This is a genomic window from Lactobacillus equicursoris DSM 19284 = JCM 14600 = CIP 110162, from assembly GCF_001434815.1.
In the GTDB taxonomy this organism is placed as follows: Bacteria; Bacillota; Bacilli; order Lactobacillales; family Lactobacillaceae; genus Lactobacillus; species Lactobacillus equicursoris.
The window spans coordinates 25,968-43,036 of sequence record NZ_AZDU01000014.1 but is presented as its reverse complement, the minus strand read 5'-3'; the positions used below and the strand labels follow the sequence as shown (position 1 = coordinate 43,036).

15 protein-coding genes are annotated in these 17,069 nt (G+C 49.6%); 11 read left to right on the top strand and 4 right to left on the bottom strand.

The window, feature by feature from the left end:
• The 5 genes from FC20_RS04170 to FC20_RS04150 form a co-directional block, all read left to right on the top strand.
• Positions 1 to 305 (top strand): BMP family ABC transporter substrate-binding protein (locus FC20_RS04170; RefSeq protein ID WP_156402950.1); only part of this gene is annotated, 305 nt, incomplete at its 5' end.
• Between the two features lie 78 nt (positions 306 to 383).
• Positions 384 to 1,928 carry an ABC transporter ATP-binding protein gene (locus tag FC20_RS04165; protein ID WP_008459617.1) on the top strand — a complete coding sequence of 515 codons (1,545 nt, stop codon included), beginning with the start codon at positions 384 to 386 and terminating at the stop codon, positions 1,926 to 1,928.
• Complete coding sequence (locus FC20_RS04160) at positions 1,921 to 3,054, top strand: ABC transporter permease (RefSeq protein WP_008459615.1); 1,134 nt, start codon at positions 1,921 to 1,923, stop codon at positions 3,052 to 3,054. Before FC20_RS04165 ends, FC20_RS04160 begins: the two co-directional genes overlap by 8 nt.
• Positions 3,054 to 4,010 carry an ABC transporter permease gene (locus FC20_RS04155; protein ID WP_008459613.1) on the top strand — a complete coding sequence of 319 codons (957 nt, stop codon included), beginning with the start codon at positions 3,054 to 3,056 and terminating at the stop codon, positions 4,008 to 4,010. The genes FC20_RS04160 and FC20_RS04155 overlap by 1 nt, the downstream gene beginning before the upstream one ends.
• Positions 4,011 to 4,194: 184 nt before the next feature.
• A complete protein-coding gene (locus tag FC20_RS04150) occupies positions 4,195 to 5,595 on the top strand; it encodes an MFS transporter (protein WP_008459611.1) in 1,401 nt (466 codons plus the stop codon).
• A 145-nt stretch (positions 5,596 to 5,740) separates the two neighbouring features.
• Here FC20_RS04150 and FC20_RS04145 read toward each other — a convergent pair whose 3' ends face one another.
• A complete protein-coding gene (locus tag FC20_RS04145) occupies positions 5,741 to 6,583 on the bottom strand; it encodes an aldo/keto reductase (protein WP_008459609.1) in 843 nt (280 codons plus the stop codon).
• A 173-nt stretch (positions 6,584 to 6,756) separates the two neighbouring features.
• Between FC20_RS04145 and nagB the strand changes: the two genes are divergently transcribed.
• Positions 6,757 to 7,461 carry a glucosamine-6-phosphate deaminase gene (gene nagB / locus FC20_RS04140; RefSeq protein WP_008459607.1) on the top strand — a complete coding sequence of 235 codons (705 nt, stop codon included), beginning with the start codon at positions 6,757 to 6,759 and terminating at the stop codon, positions 7,459 to 7,461.
• 64 nt (positions 7,462 to 7,525) lie between these two features.
• Here the strand turns inward: nagB and FC20_RS04135 are convergent, their stop codons facing one another.
• The gene (locus tag FC20_RS04135) at positions 7,526 to 7,804 is read right to left on the bottom strand and encodes a hypothetical protein (RefSeq protein WP_008459605.1); all 279 of its coding nucleotides are present in this window, start codon (positions 7,802 to 7,804) and stop codon (positions 7,526 to 7,528) included.
• Between the two features lie 391 nt (positions 7,805 to 8,195).
• Between FC20_RS04135 and FC20_RS04130 the strand changes: the two genes are divergently transcribed.
• The 5 genes from FC20_RS04130 to FC20_RS04110 all read left to right on the top strand — a co-directional run bounded on the left by FC20_RS04130 (position 8,196) and on the right by FC20_RS04110 (position 13,572).
• A complete protein-coding gene (locus tag FC20_RS04130) occupies positions 8,196 to 8,843 on the top strand; it encodes a deoxynucleoside kinase (RefSeq protein ID WP_008459603.1) in 648 nt (215 codons plus the stop codon).
• 19 nt (positions 8,844 to 8,862) lie between these two features.
• Entirely contained in the window at positions 8,863 to 9,561 is a 699-nt protein-coding gene (locus FC20_RS04125; RefSeq protein ID WP_008459601.1) for a deoxynucleoside kinase, read from the top strand.
• A gap of 251 nt (positions 9,562 to 9,812) precedes the next feature.
• Positions 9,813 to 11,273 (top strand): ABC transporter substrate-binding protein/permease, encoded by a 1,461-nt coding sequence (locus tag FC20_RS04120; protein ID WP_008459599.1) that lies wholly within the window; start codon positions 9,813 to 9,815, stop codon positions 11,271 to 11,273.
• Positions 11,274 to 11,284: 11 nt separating this feature from the next.
• Positions 11,285 to 12,031, top strand: coding sequence for an amino acid ABC transporter ATP-binding protein (locus tag FC20_RS04115; protein ID WP_008459597.1), 747 nt, complete (start codon positions 11,285 to 11,287; stop codon positions 12,029 to 12,031).
• Between the two features lie 230 nt (positions 12,032 to 12,261).
• Complete coding sequence (locus FC20_RS04110) at positions 12,262 to 13,572, top strand: NCS2 family permease (RefSeq protein WP_008459595.1); 1,311 nt, start codon at positions 12,262 to 12,264, stop codon at positions 13,570 to 13,572.
• 154 nt (positions 13,573 to 13,726) lie between these two features.
• Here the strand turns inward: FC20_RS04110 and FC20_RS04105 are convergent, their stop codons facing one another.
• Positions 13,727 to 15,145 (bottom strand): DHA2 family efflux MFS transporter permease subunit, encoded by a 1,419-nt coding sequence (locus tag FC20_RS04105; RefSeq protein ID WP_008459594.1) that lies wholly within the window; start codon positions 15,143 to 15,145, stop codon positions 13,727 to 13,729.
• A 240-nt stretch (positions 15,146 to 15,385) separates the two neighbouring features.
• On the bottom strand, positions 15,386 to 16,921 hold the full coding sequence (locus FC20_RS04100) for a ClC family H(+)/Cl(-) exchange transporter (RefSeq protein ID WP_056945321.1): 1,536 nt from the start codon (positions 16,919 to 16,921) through the stop codon (positions 15,386 to 15,388).
• Between the last annotated feature and the right edge of the window lie 148 nt (positions 16,922 to 17,069).

Genomic DNA, 17,069 nt, shown 5'->3' with positions numbered 1-17,069 from the left:
TTTGGGTAATCGGTGTTGACGTTGACCAATCAAACCTTGGTAACTACACTTCAAAAGACGGTAAGAAGGCCAACTTCACGCTGACCTCAGTATTGAAGGGCCTGCGCTTCGCAGTTAAGGACATCGCAGACAAGGCCTACGATGGTAAGTTCCCTGGCGGTAAGGTAATTTCCTACGGCTTAGCTCACAACGGTGTTTCTGTAACCAAGGGTAACCTGAACGCTAAGACCTGGAAGGTTGTTCAAGCAGCACGTAAGAACATCATTTCAGGCAAAATTAAAGTTGCAACTACTCCAAGTAAGTAGCACAATATATAGTAGTCAATTTGAAACACTCCGCATAAATACGGAGTGTTTTTTGTAAAATATAGAAAGCATTGTTCTATGGAAAAAGAGATCACAAACATCATTGAGATGCGCCATATCGTTAAGGACTTTAACGGCTTTAAGGCCAACAACGATATCAACCTCACGCTCCGCAAGGGCGAAATCCTGGCGCTTCTTGGCGAAAACGGTGCTGGTAAGTCTACTTTAATGAGTATTCTTTCTGGTCTGCTTGAGCCAACTTCCGGTGAAATCTACGTTCGCGGGAAGAAAGTCGACATTTCTGGTCCTAACGTGGCTACCAGTTTAGGGATCGGGATGGTCCACCAGCACTTTATGCTGGCCCAAGCCTTCACGGTTTTGGAAAACATCATCTTGGGTCACGAAACCACCAAGGGCTTAGCCCTGGACTTCAAGACTGCCCGGGAAAAGATCGTTGCCTTGTCCAAGCAATACGGTCTGGCTATCGACCCTGACGCCAAGATTTCTGACATCACCGTTGCTCAGCAGCAAAGAGTCGAAATCTTGAAGGTCCTCTACCGGGGCGCCGACATCTTGATCTTCGACGAACCAACTGCCGTCTTGACGCCGCAGGAAATCACTGAATTTATCAAAATCATGAAGAACCTGGCTAAGGAAGGCAAGTCCATCATCTTGATCACCCACAAGTTGAAGGAAATCAAGGAAAGTGCCGACCGCGTAACGGTTATCCGGGCTGGGAAGTCCATCCAAACCGTCAACGTCGCTGACGCTGATGACGAACAATTGGCTGAAATGATGGTTGGCCACCACGTTAACTTCAAGCTTGATAAGGAAGAACAACACTTAGGCGACACTGTCTTGTCGGTTAAGGACCTCCACGTCAACGAAGACCGGGGCACGGAAGCGGTTAAGGGCTTGTCCTTCAACATCCGCCGCGGCGAAATCCTGGGTTTGGCCGGGATTGACGGCAACGGTCAAGACGAATTGGTTGAAGCCATCACTGGCCTGCGCCATGTCGAAAGCGGCTCAGTCAACATCAAGGGCCAAGACCTGACCAACAAGCCAGTCCGCAAGATCACTGAAGCTGGCGTTGGCCACATCCCTGCCGACCGGCAAAAGTATGGCTTGATCCTGCAATTGCCAATTTCCGAAAACATGGCCATTCAAACCTACTACAAGGAACCATATTCCAAGCACGGGATCATGAATGAAAAGGCCATTCGAGAACACGCCCGCGAACTGATCAAGAAGTTCGACGTTAGAACGACCAGTGAACAATTGCCTGCCAGCGACCTGTCTGGTGGTAACCAGCAAAAAGCCATCATCGCCCGCGAACTTGATAGAGACGCTGACCTGATCATCGCCTTCCAGCCAACCCGTGGTTTGGACGTTGGGGCTATCGAATACATCCACTCTCAACTCTTGAAGCAGCGCGATGCCGGCAAGGCTGTCTTGCTGATTTCCTACGAATTGGACGAAATCTTGCAACTGTCAGACCGGATCATCGTTTTGCACGACGGGGCCGAATCTGGTGAAGTTAACCCTGAACAGACCAACGAAACTGAACTTGGTCTGCTCATGACTGGTAAAAATCTTAAGAAGGAGGCTGCCGTAAATGATTAAGGTTAGCCCTAAAGCCAAGCGGCTTTTAGTGCCTATCGTTTCTGTTATTGCCGGCTTTTTGGTCGGTGCCATTATCATGCTGATCTGGAGCTATGATCCGCTTCAAGCTTACAGCTCCATGTTTGAAAGTGCCTTGGGCTCTATGAACGGGATTGGGGAAACCATCCGTAACGCAACTCCCCTGATCTTGATCGCCATTGGCTTCCAAATTTCTTCAGCAGCTGGTTTCTTCAACATCGGTCTGCCGGGTCAAGCCCAAGCTGGCTGGTTAACCGCCATCTGGATTGGTTTAGCCTGGAAGAATCTGCCAGTTTACATCCTCTTGCCAATCGAAATCATCGCCGGCATCATTGCTGGTGCCTTGGTTGCCGGGATTGCCGGCTGGCTGAGAGCCTACTTCGGGACTAACGAAGTTATCTCAACCATCATGCTGAACTACACGGTTTTGTACCTGTGCCAGTACCTCCACCAAGACGTCATGAGCAAGAACTTGCGAATTGACACTGACACCACCAAGAGCATCCCAGCCAACGCCAGCTTGCGGATTCCTTCCTTAAGTGCTGCCTTTGGCGACTCCCGGATCAGCGGTGGTATCTTCTTAGCCTTGATCGGTTTGGTGATCTTCTGGTTTGTAATGAAGAAGACTACTGTCGGCTTTGAAATTAAGGCCGTTGGTTTGAATCCTTTTGCCAGCCGTTACGCCGGCATGAGCGACAAGAAGAACATCATCGTTTCTATGCTCTTGTCTGGTGCCTTCTGTGGTCTGGGCGGGGTCATCCAAGGTCTTGGTACTTACCAAAACTACTTCACCCAAACGACCACGCTGGATATCGGCTGGGATGGGATGTCCGTTGCCCTGCTGGGCGGCATGAGCGCTATCGGTATCCTGCTTGCTTCCATCTTGTTCTCAATCCTGAAGATTGGTGGCTTGGGGATGCAAACTTTAGCCGGTATTCCTTACGAAATCGTGTCAATCGTTATCGCTGCCATCATCTTCTTCGTAGCCATCAGCTGGGCCGTTGGTCTCTTGTTCAAGGAAAAGAAGACTGACAAGACCGCAACCTACCTGGCCACTGCCGAAACTGACAGTCGAAAAGCTAACTCACAAGAAGGAGGGCAAGCATAATGAATTTTGTGACTATTTTAGCCCTGATCGTTTCATCCACTCTGGTTTATTCTGCTCCCCTGATATTCGCAGCTCTGGGCGGTACCTTTAGTGAAAACTCAGGGATCGTTAACGTCGGCCTGGAAGGCATCATGACCATGGGTGCCTTCACCGCTGTTGTCTTCAACTTAAGCTGTGCCTCAACCTTCGGGGCAGCTACCCCTTGGCTGGGAGCTTTGCTCGGCGGGATCATTGGGCTGATCTTCTCCCTCCTCCACGCTGTGGCCACCATCAACTTCCGGGCCGACCACGTTATCTCTGGTACGGTTTTGAACCTGATGGCACCACCACTAGCCGTCTTCTTGGTTAAGGCTCTTTACAACAAGGGTCAAACCGAAAACATTACCCAAAACTTTGGCTACTTCTCCTTCCCTGGCTTGGCCAAGATTCCAGTTCTGGGGCCAATCTTCTTCAAGAACACCTCAGCGCCAGCTTGGGTATCCATCGTTTTGGCCATCTTCTTGTGGTGGGTCCTGTACAAGACCCGCTTTGGCCTGCGTCTGCGTTCTAGTGGTGAAAACCCTCAAGCTGCTGACACTTTGGGGATCAACGTTTACAAGATGCGCTACGCCGGCGTTTTGATCTCTGGTTTCCTTGGCGGGATCGGCGGGGCCATCTTTGCGGAAGCAATTTCCAGCAACTTCTCCGTTTCCACCATCGCTGGTCAAGGTTTCATGGCCTTGGCAGCCATGATCTTTGGTCGCTACAACCCAATTGGGGCGATGCTCTCATCCCTCTTCTTTGGCTTTGCTCAAAGCTTGAGTATCATCGGCAACCAAATCCCTGGCATCTCCAGCCTGCCATCCGTTTACCTGCAAATTGCGCCTTACGTTTTGACCATCATCGTTTTGGTTATCTTCTTCGGGAAGACGGTTGGTCCTGCAGCTGACGGGCAAAACTACATCAAGTCCAAATAGTTTTTTACTGACATTTTTTCTGAAAAAATGTTAAAGTAGATTCATGACAAGTTTTTGAAGCAAGCTTTGTGGAGCTTGGTTCACTAGAATATTTGAGTCTGACTCCAATTCTAGCTGAATCCAAAGACCCTTTCCGGGTCCGGATTCGCTGAATTGGAGTTTTTTTATTGGAGGTTTTAATTTAATGGATGCTCACGAAACAGTCACCCCTTCCGTGATCTGGTCGATCGTCGGGACGGCGGGTGTGGCCTGCAGCGGGGTCTTGGTTGAAACGTCAATGAACGTCACCTTCCCGACCCTGATGAAGGTCTTTAACCAGTCCTTGAACAACGTGCAATGGATCACCACCGCCTACCTCTTGGCGGTGACCCTGACGATAGTTCTGGCCGCCTACCTGCAGCGCAGCTTCAAGTTCAAGAGCCTGATCATCGTGGCCAGCACGGCTTCAGTCATTGGCGGGGTGATCTGCATGGTGTCGACCACCTTGCCAATCATGCTGCTGGGCCGGATTATTCAAGGGATCGGGACGGGGATTGCCATGCCCCTGCTCTTCTCAATCATCATGCTGGAGGTTCCGCGGGCCAAGCAAGGGTCCTTTGTCGGGACGGCAGGGATGATCATTGCCCTGGCACCGTCACTCGGGCCAACTTACGGCGGGATCTGCCTGTCCGCTTTGAACTGGCGCTTTAACTTCATCTTTGTTCTGCCCATCAGCTTGATCTTCTGCCTAATTGCCGTCCGCTTCATGGGCGACAACCATCCAAATCGGGAAAGCTTCAACTTGCCAGAATACCTAGCCATCGTGGTCGGGCTCATCGCCCTGACCCTGGCCGTCAACAACCTGAGCAGCGGCCTGGCCAACCCTCTGGTTTGGGGCGGGCTTTTGGTTACGGTTATTTCCTTTGTCATCTTCTTCAAGCTGGCCAAGCAAGAAGGCAAGGACCACATTATCAACACTACCGTTTTTAAAAATACCAGCTTTAACCTGGGCTTAGCTATTTACACCTTCTTGCAATTTATCCAGATCAGCCTGACTTTCGTCATTCCTAACCTGGCCCAGCTGGGCTTAAAGACCAGTGCCTTGACCAGCGGGATGCTGCTGCTCTTGGGGAGCCTTTTGTCAGCCTTCTTCGGGCCGGTCATGGGGCGGCTCTTGGACAGCCAAGGCTTTAAGAAGCTCTTCTTGATCGGCAGCTGCCTGGCCATGGCCGGCATCCTGCTTTACATCATTTTCGCCCAGAAGCTTTCCATTGCCTTGATCGTGATCTTCCACGTCATGTTCATGACTGGCTTCAGCATGATGTACAACAACTCCATGACTATTGGACTCCAGCAGCTGGAAGTCATGCACATTGCCGACGGCAACGCCCTCTTCAACATGCTGCAGCAGTACTCTGGTTCAATCGGGACGGCTGCCATGTCCGTGATTATCGCCATCGCCGGCAGCCCTTACCAAGGGCAGAGCAAGCAGGTGGTCATGGGCTCACAAGCGGCCTTCATCGTCCTCTTTGTCTTCACGCTCTTGATTTTTGCCTGCGTCTTGAGCCTGATCAAGCGCGACAAGCAAGGTCTGGTCAAAAACTAAAGCAAACGAAAAGCCTTACTCCAGTTGTGGAGCAAGGCTTTTTGGGTCTTGATTGTGTAGTTTTCAACTTAGCTGGGTAAGTTCGATTTCCAAAGGCGGCAAGGTCTACGACTACTACAAGACCTTCGTGGAAATCAGCTGAAACTTAAATGCTCTCCAAAGGCTGCTTGCTCTTCGGTGGCAGGTAATCCCGGTCCAAGGCGGCCAGTTCGCCGGCGGTCAAGATCAGGTCAGCAGCCGCCAGGTTGGCCCGCATGTGGTCAACTGAACCAGCTTTGGGAATGGTCAAGACCTGCCCGGTCCGCATGGTCCAGGCCAGCATGACTTGGTGGACGGACACGCCCCGCTCGTCAGCGATCTGCTTTAAGCTGGCTTTAACAGGGATAGATTGCCCGTTGCCTGAGTTAAAGGGCGAATAACCAATAAAAGCAATGCCGTGCTGCTTTTGCCAAGGCAGCAGGTCATATTCAACGCCCCGCTTGTCGATATTGTAGAGGTCTTCATTGGCGAAAACCGCCCCTTCCCCGGCGATTGCCACCAGTTCTTGCATATCAGCCGTGTCAAAGTTGGAAACGCCCCAGTGACGGATCAGACCAGCAGCTTGCAGGTCCTGCAGGCCCTTAACGGTTTCTGCTAAAGGATAGCCGCTCTTCCAGTGCAAAAGATACAAGTCCAGATAGTCTGTCCCCAGCCGCTTTAAGCTGGCGGCCAGGCTCTTTTTCTGGTCTTGAGGACTGGCGTGCCAGGGGTAGAACTTGGAAATGAGGAAGAGCTGGCTCCGGTCCAAATCCTTGATGGCTTCACCAACCAGGCTTTCGGCCTGCCCTTCCCCATACATTTCCGCGGTGTCAATCACATTGACGCCGTGGGATAAGCCATAGCGCAGGGCCGCGAGTTCCGTGGCCCGCTTGGCGGCTTTTTCCCCCATATTCCAGGTGCCCAGACCCAGCTGGCTTAGTTTTTCTCCTTTGATAGTTATGTATTTCATGTTTTTCCCTCCGTATTTTCTTCTTTTTAAGCATAGTACAAGGAAGACAATTTTTTAAAAAAGACACTCACAATTTACCAAGATTTATTGGTCTATACCTTGACAAAAAAGCTTTTCTAATCTAAAATGGACTATACCAATATGAGTAAATTAAAAAAGGAGCTATGATCATCATGAAAGTTATCGTTGCAGAAAACGCTAGTGAATTGGGCAAGCAAGCCTTCAAGCTTCTGGCTGAGGCAGTAGCAGGCGGTGCCAAGACCCTGGGGCTGGCTACCGGCTCATCCCCTGTTGAGCTCTATCAAGAAATCGTGGCCAGCGACCTTGATTTTACGGACATGACCAGCATCAACTTGGACGAATACGTTGGCCTGGCTCCTGACAACGTGCAAAGCTATCACTACTTCATGCAAGAACACCTCTTCAAGTTCAAGCCATTTAAGGCTTCTTACGTACCAGATGGCCTAGCTAAGGACGTTCAAGCAGAATGCGACCGCTACAACCAGCTGATCAAGGACAACCCTATTGACCTGCAAGTTTTGGGGATCGGGCAAAACGGCCACATTGCCTTTAACGAACCAGGGACGCCTTTTGACAGCGTCACCCACGAAGTGGACTTGACTGAAAGCACCATTCAAGCCAACTCCCGCTTCTTTGACAGCATTGACGAAGTGCCAAAGAGCGCCATCTGCATGGGCATCAGCAACATTATGACGGCTAAGGAAATCCTTTTGATCGCTAAGGGCAAGAATAAGGCCAAAGCTGTCAAGGACATGCTTGAAGGACCGATTACCGAAGCTGTTCCCGCCAGCGTTTTGCAAAAGCATCCACATGTAACGGTGGTCTTAGACCAAGACGCAGCTAGTCTTTTGGACTAGAAAATTTAAAAGTAAAAAGAAATAGCGTGTACAAGTAAGATCTTGTACACGCTATTTTTAACATTTACATCTTTAAGCCTAGCCAGAAGCCATAAAAAACGAAGATTGCCGTAATTAAGACGTCACAGAAAATCGCTAGTAGAGTACTCCACACAATGTTCAAAGAGTGCCGCTGGCCCCAAGCCGCTACCCAAAACATTAGTGGGATGTCGCCAATTCCCTCAAAGCCATAGAATAGTTTTGCTTGATGAGTCAGTGGCAACAGTAGCAAGGCAATTACCCAGATGATCAAGAGCCGCCCCAAGACTTGGTAGGCCTGATTGCTGATAATGTACTTATGCATATTGATATCTCCATCCTGCGTATTTCCATTTCAAAAGCACGTCAACTTTTATGATGTAATTATCACGCCGGAAGTCCTTACAAGTAAAGGGGGTTCTCTTTATTTTTTCAAAAAGTCGTAAGTGACCTTAAGTAATTCTACACGCGTATAGGATTCTTTTTTTATTCTATCCGCGTATAGGGTTCTTTTCTTAGTCATATACTCTTTAGACAGAATTATGCTATTGAAGGCTTACTGCAAGTTTTTGGCATCAAAATCCTATATACTATTTCACCTGAGCTATTATAGAAAAAATGCTCAAAAATATTTTTGCAAAAGTCTTGCTAAACCACTAGATCTTGCAATAAACTAGAAAGGCAACTTAGATCTAGTATGATTTTATAGAAAGAGCGTGATCACCGTTATTGTCTTGAGTGGCCCAATTGGAGCCGGTAAATCCAGTTTAACCAGTATCTTAGCCAAGCACCTTGGCTCAACAGCGTATTACGAAGAAGTCAACGACAACCCGGTTCTGCCTTTATACTACAAAGATATGAAGCGGTACACCTTCTTGTTAAACACTTACTTCCTTAATAGACGACTAGCCGAAATCAACGAAGCTGCCGCCAATCACAATGACGTCTTGGACCGGTCCATCTACGAAGACCTCCTCTTTTTCAACATGAACGTCGACTCCGGCGTGGCTGACCCGACTGAATACCAAATCTACCACGATTTGATGGACAACATGATGGAAGACGTTCCTGGTACCCCTCGGAAAAAGCCTGACCTCTTGATCTACATTCATGTCTCCTTAGAGACCATGCTCAAGCGGATCGGCAAGCGCGGCCGGGAATACGAGCAACTTGACACCGACCCAAGCCTAAAGGAATACTACGAAAACCTTTTGCGCTATTATGAACCATGGTATGAACAATATGACGTTTCGCCAAAGATGATGATCGATGGCGATAAGTACGACTTTGTCGACAATATCGACGACCAAGACTTGGTCTTGGACATCATCGATACCAAATTGCGCGAAATCGGCAACTTATAATGATGATAGAAGGAACGTGATGACCGTTATTGTATTAAGTGGGCCCGTTGGAGCCGGCAAATCCAGCTTAACCGCAATTCTCTCTAAGTATTTGGGGACCAAGCCTTTCTACGAAAGCGTTGATGACAACCCTGTCTTGCCGCTTTTTTACAAGGATCCCCTGAAGTACACCTACCTGCTGCAGCTCTTTTTCTTAAATACCCGTTTCCATAGTATTAAAAAAGCCCTCAGCGATGACAACAATGTCTTAGACCGGTCAATCTATGAAGACTCCCTTTTCTTCCATATGAATGCCGATATCGGCCGGGCCAATGACCTGGAAGTGCAGACCTACGACGAGCTCTTGGAAAGCATGATGAAGGAACTGGAACGGATGCCTAAGCGTCACCCCGACCTCCTGGTCCACATCAATGTTTCCTATGAAACCATGATCAAGCGGATCCAAAAGCGCGGCCGGTCCTACGAGCAGCTCAGCTTTGACCCCACTCTTGAAGACTACTACAAGCGGATGCTCCGCTACTATGACAAGTGGTACCAAGACTACGACTACTCGCCTAAGATGATGATCGACGGCGACCACTATGACTTTATGGCCAGCGAAAGCGACCGGACGGCAGTCTTGGCCCAGATCACCAAGAAACTTAAAGAAGTTGGCAAGCTGCCAAAGAATTGGCACGCCGGTGAAATTGCGACTGAATCGATCGAATTTTCATCCTAAACCAGCAATTAAAAGCCCTTTTTAAGGGCTTTTTTATTTTAAGTCTTTTTCTTTTTTAGTAAGCTATTTTCAGGATTAAACTATCATTTTTTAACTTTTTGCCTCAATATCCTTATAAAATTAGCTGGTACCGGTTGCTTTTTTCAATTACTTTTTACTGAAAAAATTAGCGTTTCCTAAAAACGTGATACAATGTTAACAATTCTGTTTTTAGACAAACATTAAATAAAGAAAAAGGGTGAATTAACTAAATGAACTTAACCAAGCTTCGCAAGCACTTCTGGCTGCCGCTGATCGCGCTAGTCCTCAGCTTTTTAATCGCGGTCCCAACCAGCAAGGCGCAAGCAGCAGAAAAGACCTACGTTATTGGTACCGACCAAACTTTCAAGCCCTTTGAAATTCAGGACAAGGATGGTACCTACAACGGCAAGAACCCTGGGATCGACATGGACATCCTCAAGGCCATCGCCAAGCACGAAGGCTTCAAGTATGACCTGAAGATCATGTCCTTCAACGCCGACGTGCAAGCCCTCCAATCTGGCCAGCTCGACGGAATGATCGCCGGCATGAGCGTAACCAGCGAAAGAAAGAAGACCATCGACTTCAGTCAAACCTACTACACTGACGGGGTGGCCATGGCCGTTGCCCAAAACAGCAAGATTACCAAGCTGTCTGACTTAAAGGGCAAGACGGTTAACGTTAAGACCGGGACCATGGGGGCCACTTACGCTGAAAGCATCAAGAAAAAGTACGGCTTTAAGCTGAAGTACTACACTAGCTCCAACACCTCCTGGGCCGACGTTAAGGCCGGCAACGCGGACGCTGCTTTTGACCAAGCGGCTTCACTGAAGTACGGGATTGCTAACGGCATCGGCCTCAAGATTGTCGGCAAGCAAGTGGCTAACGCGCCTTTAGCTTTTGCCGTTAAAAAGGGCAAGAACCAAACCCTGCTCAAGAAGTTCAACCACGGTTTGACTTGGCTGAAGAAGACGGGCCGCCTGCAAAAGATCATTGATAAGTACACTTCCAGCAAGGCAGTGAAGAGCCAAGTGGTAACTGACACGTCCATTTTGGGCCTGATCAAGAGCAACGCCTCTGCTTTAGGCCAAGGGCTGTGGATGACCATTGAACTGGCCATTGTCGGGATTATTTTTGCCTTAATCTTCGGGATTATCTTGGGGATCATGGGGATCGCTGAGCACAAGTTCTGGCACGGCGTGGCCAATGTCATCATCTACATCTTCCGGGGGATCCCAATGATGGTTCTGGCCTTCTTCATCTATATCGGGATGCCAACCATTATTGGCCACAAGCTGCCCCTCTTCACGGCCGGCATCTTGACCTTGATGCTGGATGAAGGGGCCTACATCGGGGCCATCGTCCGCGGCGGTTTTGAAAGCGTGGACGTGGGCCAATGGGAAGCAGCGCGTTCACTGGGTCTGCCATACTACAAGGCCCTGTGGAAGGTTGTTGCCCCTCAAGGCTTTAAGCTGATGATCCCATCCTTGGTCAACCAATTTATCATCACTCTGAAAGACACCTCTATCCTGTCTGCGATCGGGGTTATGGACCTGACTCAAACTGGGTCCACCCTGATCGCCCAAAACTTCCAAGGCTTCAAGATGTGGCTGATCATCGCCGTGATGTACCTGATCATCATCACCATCTTGACTTGGATTTCCAACTACATCCAAAAGAAGATGCAACACTAAGGAGTTTTTTCATGGAAGAACAATACAAAGTAAAGGTTTCTGACCTGCACAAGAGCTACGACGGCGTTCATGAAGTTATCAAGGGCGCCAACTTGACCGTGATGCCTAGCGAAGTGGTCTGCATCATTGGGCCCTCTGGTTCCGGCAAGAGTACCTTCCTGCGCTGCATCAACAAGCTGGAAGAATTCCAAAAGGGCCACATCTTCGTTGACGGCAAGGACTTAGCTGATCCCAAAAATGACATTAACAAGATCCGGGAAAAGATCGGAATGGTTTTCCAACACTTTAACCTCTTCCCGAATATGACTGTTTTGGAAAATATCACCCTTGCCCCAGTTAAACTGGGCAAGATGGACAAGGAAACGGCTATTAAGGAAGCCCACAAGTACCTGCAAATGGTCAACATGGACGACAAGGCAGACGTACGCCCAACCACCCTGTCCGGGGGCCAGCAGCAGCGGGTGGCCATTGCCCGGGCCCTAGCCATGAAGCCAGACGTCATGCTTTTTGACGAGCCAACCAGTGCCCTGGACCCAGAAATGGTTGGGGACGTTTTGAACGTCATGAAGGAGCTGGCCAAGGAAGGAATGACCATGATCGTGGTCACCCACGAAATGGGCTTTGCCAAGCAGGTTTCTGACAAGGTGGCCTTCTTCTACGGCGGTGTGATCAAGGAACTGGGCACCCCGGAAGAAATCTTTGATCACCCACAAGAACCAGAAACCAAGTCTTTCCTCGACAAGGTTTTGAATGCCTAAAATTTGGAATATTACAAATTCAGCCCAAAAAGTCGAATTTTTCTAGAAAATATTGCAAGCGCTTGAATCATTAGTTTCAAGCGCTTTTTCTTTAAATATTCTTTCACTTATTAACTATTAAATACGCTTTTCAACAATAATTCGTATTTACAGGCAAGCTTTTCCGTGATAAAGTATAAATGTTCACTCTTATCAGAGTAAATTCCGAACGATTTTCTACTGGAGGAAAAATGGATTCTATTAGTAAATTTTTTGACCTTGAAAAATTAGGGACCAACCCTAAGCGCGAATTCATCGCTGGGTTGACCACCTTCTTTGCAATGTGCTATATCTTGTTCGTTAACCCTAGCGTCTTGGGCGCCAGCGGCATGGACAAGGGTGCGGTCTTCACGGCAACGGCTTTAGCCAGTGCTCTTGGCTGTTTGATCATGGGGATTTTTGCCAACTATCCAATCGCAACTGCCCCATCCTTGGGCTTGAACGCCTTCTTCGCTTACACTGTCTGCATCGGCATGAAGGTGAAGTGGCAAACGGCTCTGGCTGCTGTTTTCGTAGCCTCAATCATCTTCATCTTGATTACGGTTTTCAAGTTGCGGGAATTAATCATTGACAGCATCCCTAACGACTTGAAGTTCGCCATCTCAGCTGGGATTGGGATCTTCATCGCCTTCTTGGGCCTGCAAAACGGTAAGATCGTTGTCAACAGCCCTTCTACTTTAGTAACCATCGGTTCCTTCAGAAACCCAGCTGCCTGGGTAACCATCTTCGGCTTGCTGGTAACGGTCATCTTGATGATCCGGAACGTGCCAGGTGCCATCTTCATCGGGATCGTTTTATCATCAATCTTCAGCGTGATCGTCGGCCAAAGCAAGATGCCAACTGCTGTGATTTCCATGGCGCCAAGCCTGAAGCCAAGCTTTGGCCAAGCCATCTTCCACTTGGGCGACATCAACACGGTGCAAATGTGGACGGTTGTCTTGACCTTCCTCTTGGTTGCCTTCTTCGACACCACCGGTACCTTGATTGGTCTGGCTCACCAAGCTGGCCTGGTTGACAAGGACGGGAAGATGCCAAGAATCGGTAAGGCCATGGCTGCTGACTCAACGGCCATGATGGCTGGTTCCATCATCGGTACTTCACCAGTTGGTGCTTACGTTGAATCATCATCAGGTATCGCCGCCGGCGGCCGGTCAGGTTTGACTGCCGTTTGGGTTGGGATTTTCTTCCTTTTGTCCATGTTCTTCAGCCCACTTTTGAGCGTGGTTACGACTACGGTTACGGCTCCAGCCTTGATCATCGTCGGCGTTTTGATGGCTGCCAACCTGGCCAAGATTTCTTGGGGCAAGCTGGAAATCGCCGTTCCTGCCTTCTTGATCGTGATCGGCATGGGCTTGACCTACTCCATTGCTGACGGGATGGCTTTGGGCTTGATTACTTACCCGCTCTCCATGACTGCGGCTAAGCGGACCAAGGAAGTCACCCCAATGATGTGGATCCTGGCTGTGGTCTTCGTGATCTACTTCTTGATCTTGAACGTTTAATTGAATTAGATAGTAAAAGGCCTCGAGCATGTGCTCGGGGCCTTTTTTGCGTAGTGGTTAACGTTTTTTACTCTATATCTTCAATCAAAAAGCAAGCTGAACGCTTACAAGGAAATACGTTTCTTAATTAATTTAACAAAACGCTGATTAATATCTAATCAGGACGGCCATCATCCGTCACCTTAAATGAAACCAGCAAGCCTAACAGGATCAAGGCGATGGTGAAGTACAGGCTAAAGTGAACGCCGCCGGTAAATTTGGCGGTCACTGAACCTGCAGTCACCTCCTTGCCCAGAGTCAGGAAACTGGTGGACAGAGCCGTCGCTAAGGCACCAATGATTTGCTGCATGGTGTTCAAGATGGTTGATCCATCAGCTGATTCAGCCCCTTCCAAGGAGTTCAGGGCTGAAGTTTGGGCCGGTGACATGGCCAAAGGGGTCCCGATCATCAAAATGATATGGGCGGTGATCACGTACCAAATGGCGCTTTGGCTGCTGCCAACCGCCAGCATCATGGCGCCGACCAAGGCAATCATGAAGCCGATTCTAGTTGGCCACTTGGCTCCCAGCGTGTCGTACATTCTGCCAGCAAAGGCACTGGTCAAGGCATTGACCAAGCCACCTGGCAGCATGATCAGCCCCGTCAAGGCTACTTTGACGCCCAGACTATTTTGCAAATATTGCGGCAAAATGTACATGGCAGAGAGGATCACGGCAAAGTCAAGCATCATCAAGATCCCGCCCAAGGCAAAGTTTTGATGGCGGAAGACGCGCAGGTTAAGAATCGGCGTCTTCATGGCCAGTTGCCGGCGGCTGTAGAAGAAGAGGCAGACAAGGCCAACCAGCAGGGCCGCCAGGACTGGGACTGACAGCCAGCCAAATTCAGAGGCAAAGCTGGCCCCAGCGATCAAGCCAGAGAAGGCCAAAACTGACAGCAGAATCGATGGCAGATCCAGCTTGGGCTTGGTCAGGCGGCCAACATTCTTCAAAGAAGTAAAGGCAAAGAGCAAGCCGACTGCCAAAATAATGGCGAAAGTAAAGAAGACGAAGCGCCAGGAAGCCGCTGCCAAGATCAAGCCGGTCAAAGTTGGCCCAATGGCTGGGGCGAACATGATGACCAAAGCCAGCACCCCATTGACGGAGCCCAGCTTTTGCATTGGGAAGATCATCATCGCTACCGTAAACATCAAAGGCAGGATGATCCCGGTCCCAATCCCTTGCACCATTCTCCCCAACAGAACGATCCCGAAATTGCTCCCAAGGCCAGACACGACAGACCCGCACATAAAGGCCAATAAGGCAAAGATCGTCAATTGCCGGGTGGAGAACCACTTGGTCAAAAAGCTGGAAAGTGGCAAGACGATCCCGATCACCAACATGTAGCCGGTCACGAGCCATTGGATCTGCCCCTGCCCGACCTTTAAGGCCGCCATCAATTGCGGCAAAGCGATGTTCAATGAAGTTTCACTGAACATACCCACGAAAGCGCCAATCATCAAGGGCAGCATGGCCAACCATGGATGAGCCGTTGGCACGACTGCCTTCATTGCAACATTATTTTCTGTATTTTTCAAAAATTATCTCCCATTTTCAATCACGACAATTGATCATTTTATCAGTTTGCAGAGTCTTTCGTAAGCATTTTTTTGCCAAAAAGTTGGCTATTCGCCGTTTTTTGGGGCTTTATTAACTAATATAGTTAAATTAATTAAGTGAATACTCGTAAAAGACAGGAAGATTTTGACTTTTGCAAACAATAAGAAGGCAACTGGAACACAAAAAGGCTGCTCTCTGAGCAGCCTTTTTATACTTATCTACTGATTATTCTGTAACCGAGCCACTTCATCATAGACGACGCCGCGCTGGTTTTCATCCAGCTCCAGCACGACTAAGTCGCCCGCCAGCAGCTGGGTGTTGCCGTCCGGGATAATGTCCTTTTGCCCCCGGTGGATGACCTTGACCAGGGTCCGGTCCGGCCAGGCGATCTCCTTGATCTTTTTGCCAGCCATCTGACTGCCCTCAAAGACAGAGAAGGTCAGCTGGTCGGCTTCCCCGACATAGTCGTTGTCTTCCTTGGTCTGCATCCGGCCCGCCAAGCTTTCATAGATCGGCTCCCCGCCCAGCAGCTCATTGACGATGTAGGCGACAACTGAAACCACGGCCAAGGGCATGAGGTGCAAGAGCGACCCAACCATTTCCGCGATCAGCATGATGGCGGTAAACGGCGAACGGACAATGGCCGCGAATAGTCCTGCCATGGAGAAAATGACCAGGTTGACGACCAATTTCTGGTCCAGCCAGCCCAGGTCCACCATAAACTGGCCGTAGACCGCGCCCAGAAGCGCCCCCATGGTCAAGATTGGCAAGAAGATTCCCCCTGGCAGACCAGAATCATAGGAAATAATGGAAAAGCTGATCCGCAAAAGGAAGATTAGGGCCAAGATCCCAGTGACATGCATTTGGTTCAAGCTGAGAATCAAGTTGTTCCCCCCGCCAACATAGCCAGGGAAAAAGTACATGATCGGCACCAAAAGCACGGCCGGGATCACCCCATGCAGCCAGCGCGGGAGGACCGGGATCTTTTGATAGACATGGCTGAAATTGAGCAGCCCCCACTGGTACAGGCGCCCGATCAAGCCCAGGAAGGCCCCCAGCAAGAGCAGGTGCCAGTACTGCAGGATCGGAAAACTGTGCTTGTAGTCAATCGCCAAGACTGGAGTCTGGCCAAAGACATTGGAGACCACGAAATTGGCCATGATGGCGCCAGCTAAGGCGTTAAGCCAGACCCGGGGCGAAAAGTTGTGAAAGACCTCTTCCACGATAAACATGGCCCCGCCCAATGGCGCCCCAAAGGCAGCGGATAAGCCGCTGGCCGCCCCGGTTGCCAGGAGGACCCTGGAGTCGGTTTTGGAGGCCTTGAAGCCCTGGGCCACGCCCTGGCCGATGGTTGACCCTAGTTGAATTGACGGGCCTTCTCGGCCCAAAAAGAGCCCTGAGCCAATGGACAGAACCCCGCCAATAAACTTGCGCCAAAGGATCGGCCACCAGGCCAGTTGCAGCTTGCCCTGCAGCTGCAGTTCAACTTCTGGAATCCCGGAGCCGCCGGCATGCGGCTGCTGCTTGACCAAAAAGCCGGCCACGATCACGCTGGCTAAAACTCCCGCGGCCAACAGCCACAAGAGGGCTGGATTGCCGTGGGCTGCCTGGTAGCCCTTTTGCCACATGGCCAGGGTCTGCCCGATCAGCCAGCGAAAGCTGCCAACAACGATGCCGGCCACTACGCCCACGACCAGGGCTTCAAATAATAAGCGCAAGTTGGATTTGCGCGTTTGTCTGTCTTCACTCTCCATAAAATGTTTGCCCACCTTATTTTTGAATATAAATTAAGGATAAACTTTTTCGGCAAACATGTAAAATCCGCCTTACGGCTTCGATCTTGTCCGGTTTCTGATCCAAACCGAATTGACCAAGACAAATAACAATATTTGTTAAAATATG

Excerpts from the sequence above, each read along its gene's own strand:
- FC20_RS04165 (WP_008459617.1), top strand. The coding sequence starts at position 384 with ATGGAAAAAGAGATCACAAACATCATTGAGATGCGCCATATCGTTAAG.
- FC20_RS04160 (WP_008459615.1), top strand. The coding sequence starts at position 1,921 with ATGATTAAGGTTAGCCCTAAAGCCAAGCGGCTTTTAGTGCCTATCGTT.
- FC20_RS04155 (WP_008459613.1), top strand. The coding sequence starts at position 3,054 with ATGAATTTTGTGACTATTTTAGCCCTGATCGTTTCATCCACTCTGGTT.
- FC20_RS04150 (WP_008459611.1), top strand. The coding sequence starts at position 4,195 with ATGGATGCTCACGAAACAGTCACCCCTTCCGTGATCTGGTCGATCGTC.
- FC20_RS04145 (WP_008459609.1), bottom strand. The coding sequence starts at position 6,583 with ATGAAATACATAACTATCAAAGGAGAAAAACTAAGCCAGCTGGGTCTG.
- nagB (WP_008459607.1), top strand. The coding sequence starts at position 6,757 with ATGAAAGTTATCGTTGCAGAAAACGCTAGTGAATTGGGCAAGCAAGCC.
- FC20_RS04135 (WP_008459605.1), bottom strand. The coding sequence starts at position 7,804 with ATGCATAAGTACATTATCAGCAATCAGGCCTACCAAGTCTTGGGGCGG.
- FC20_RS04125 (WP_008459601.1), top strand. The coding sequence starts at position 8,863 with ATGACCGTTATTGTATTAAGTGGGCCCGTTGGAGCCGGCAAATCCAGC.
- FC20_RS04120 (WP_008459599.1), top strand. The coding sequence starts at position 9,813 with ATGAACTTAACCAAGCTTCGCAAGCACTTCTGGCTGCCGCTGATCGCG.
- FC20_RS04115 (WP_008459597.1), top strand. The coding sequence starts at position 11,285 with ATGGAAGAACAATACAAAGTAAAGGTTTCTGACCTGCACAAGAGCTAC.
- FC20_RS04110 (WP_008459595.1), top strand. The coding sequence starts at position 12,262 with ATGGATTCTATTAGTAAATTTTTTGACCTTGAAAAATTAGGGACCAAC.
- FC20_RS04100 (WP_056945321.1), bottom strand. The coding sequence starts at position 16,921 with ATGGAGAGTGAAGACAGACAAACGCGCAAATCCAACTTGCGCTTATTA.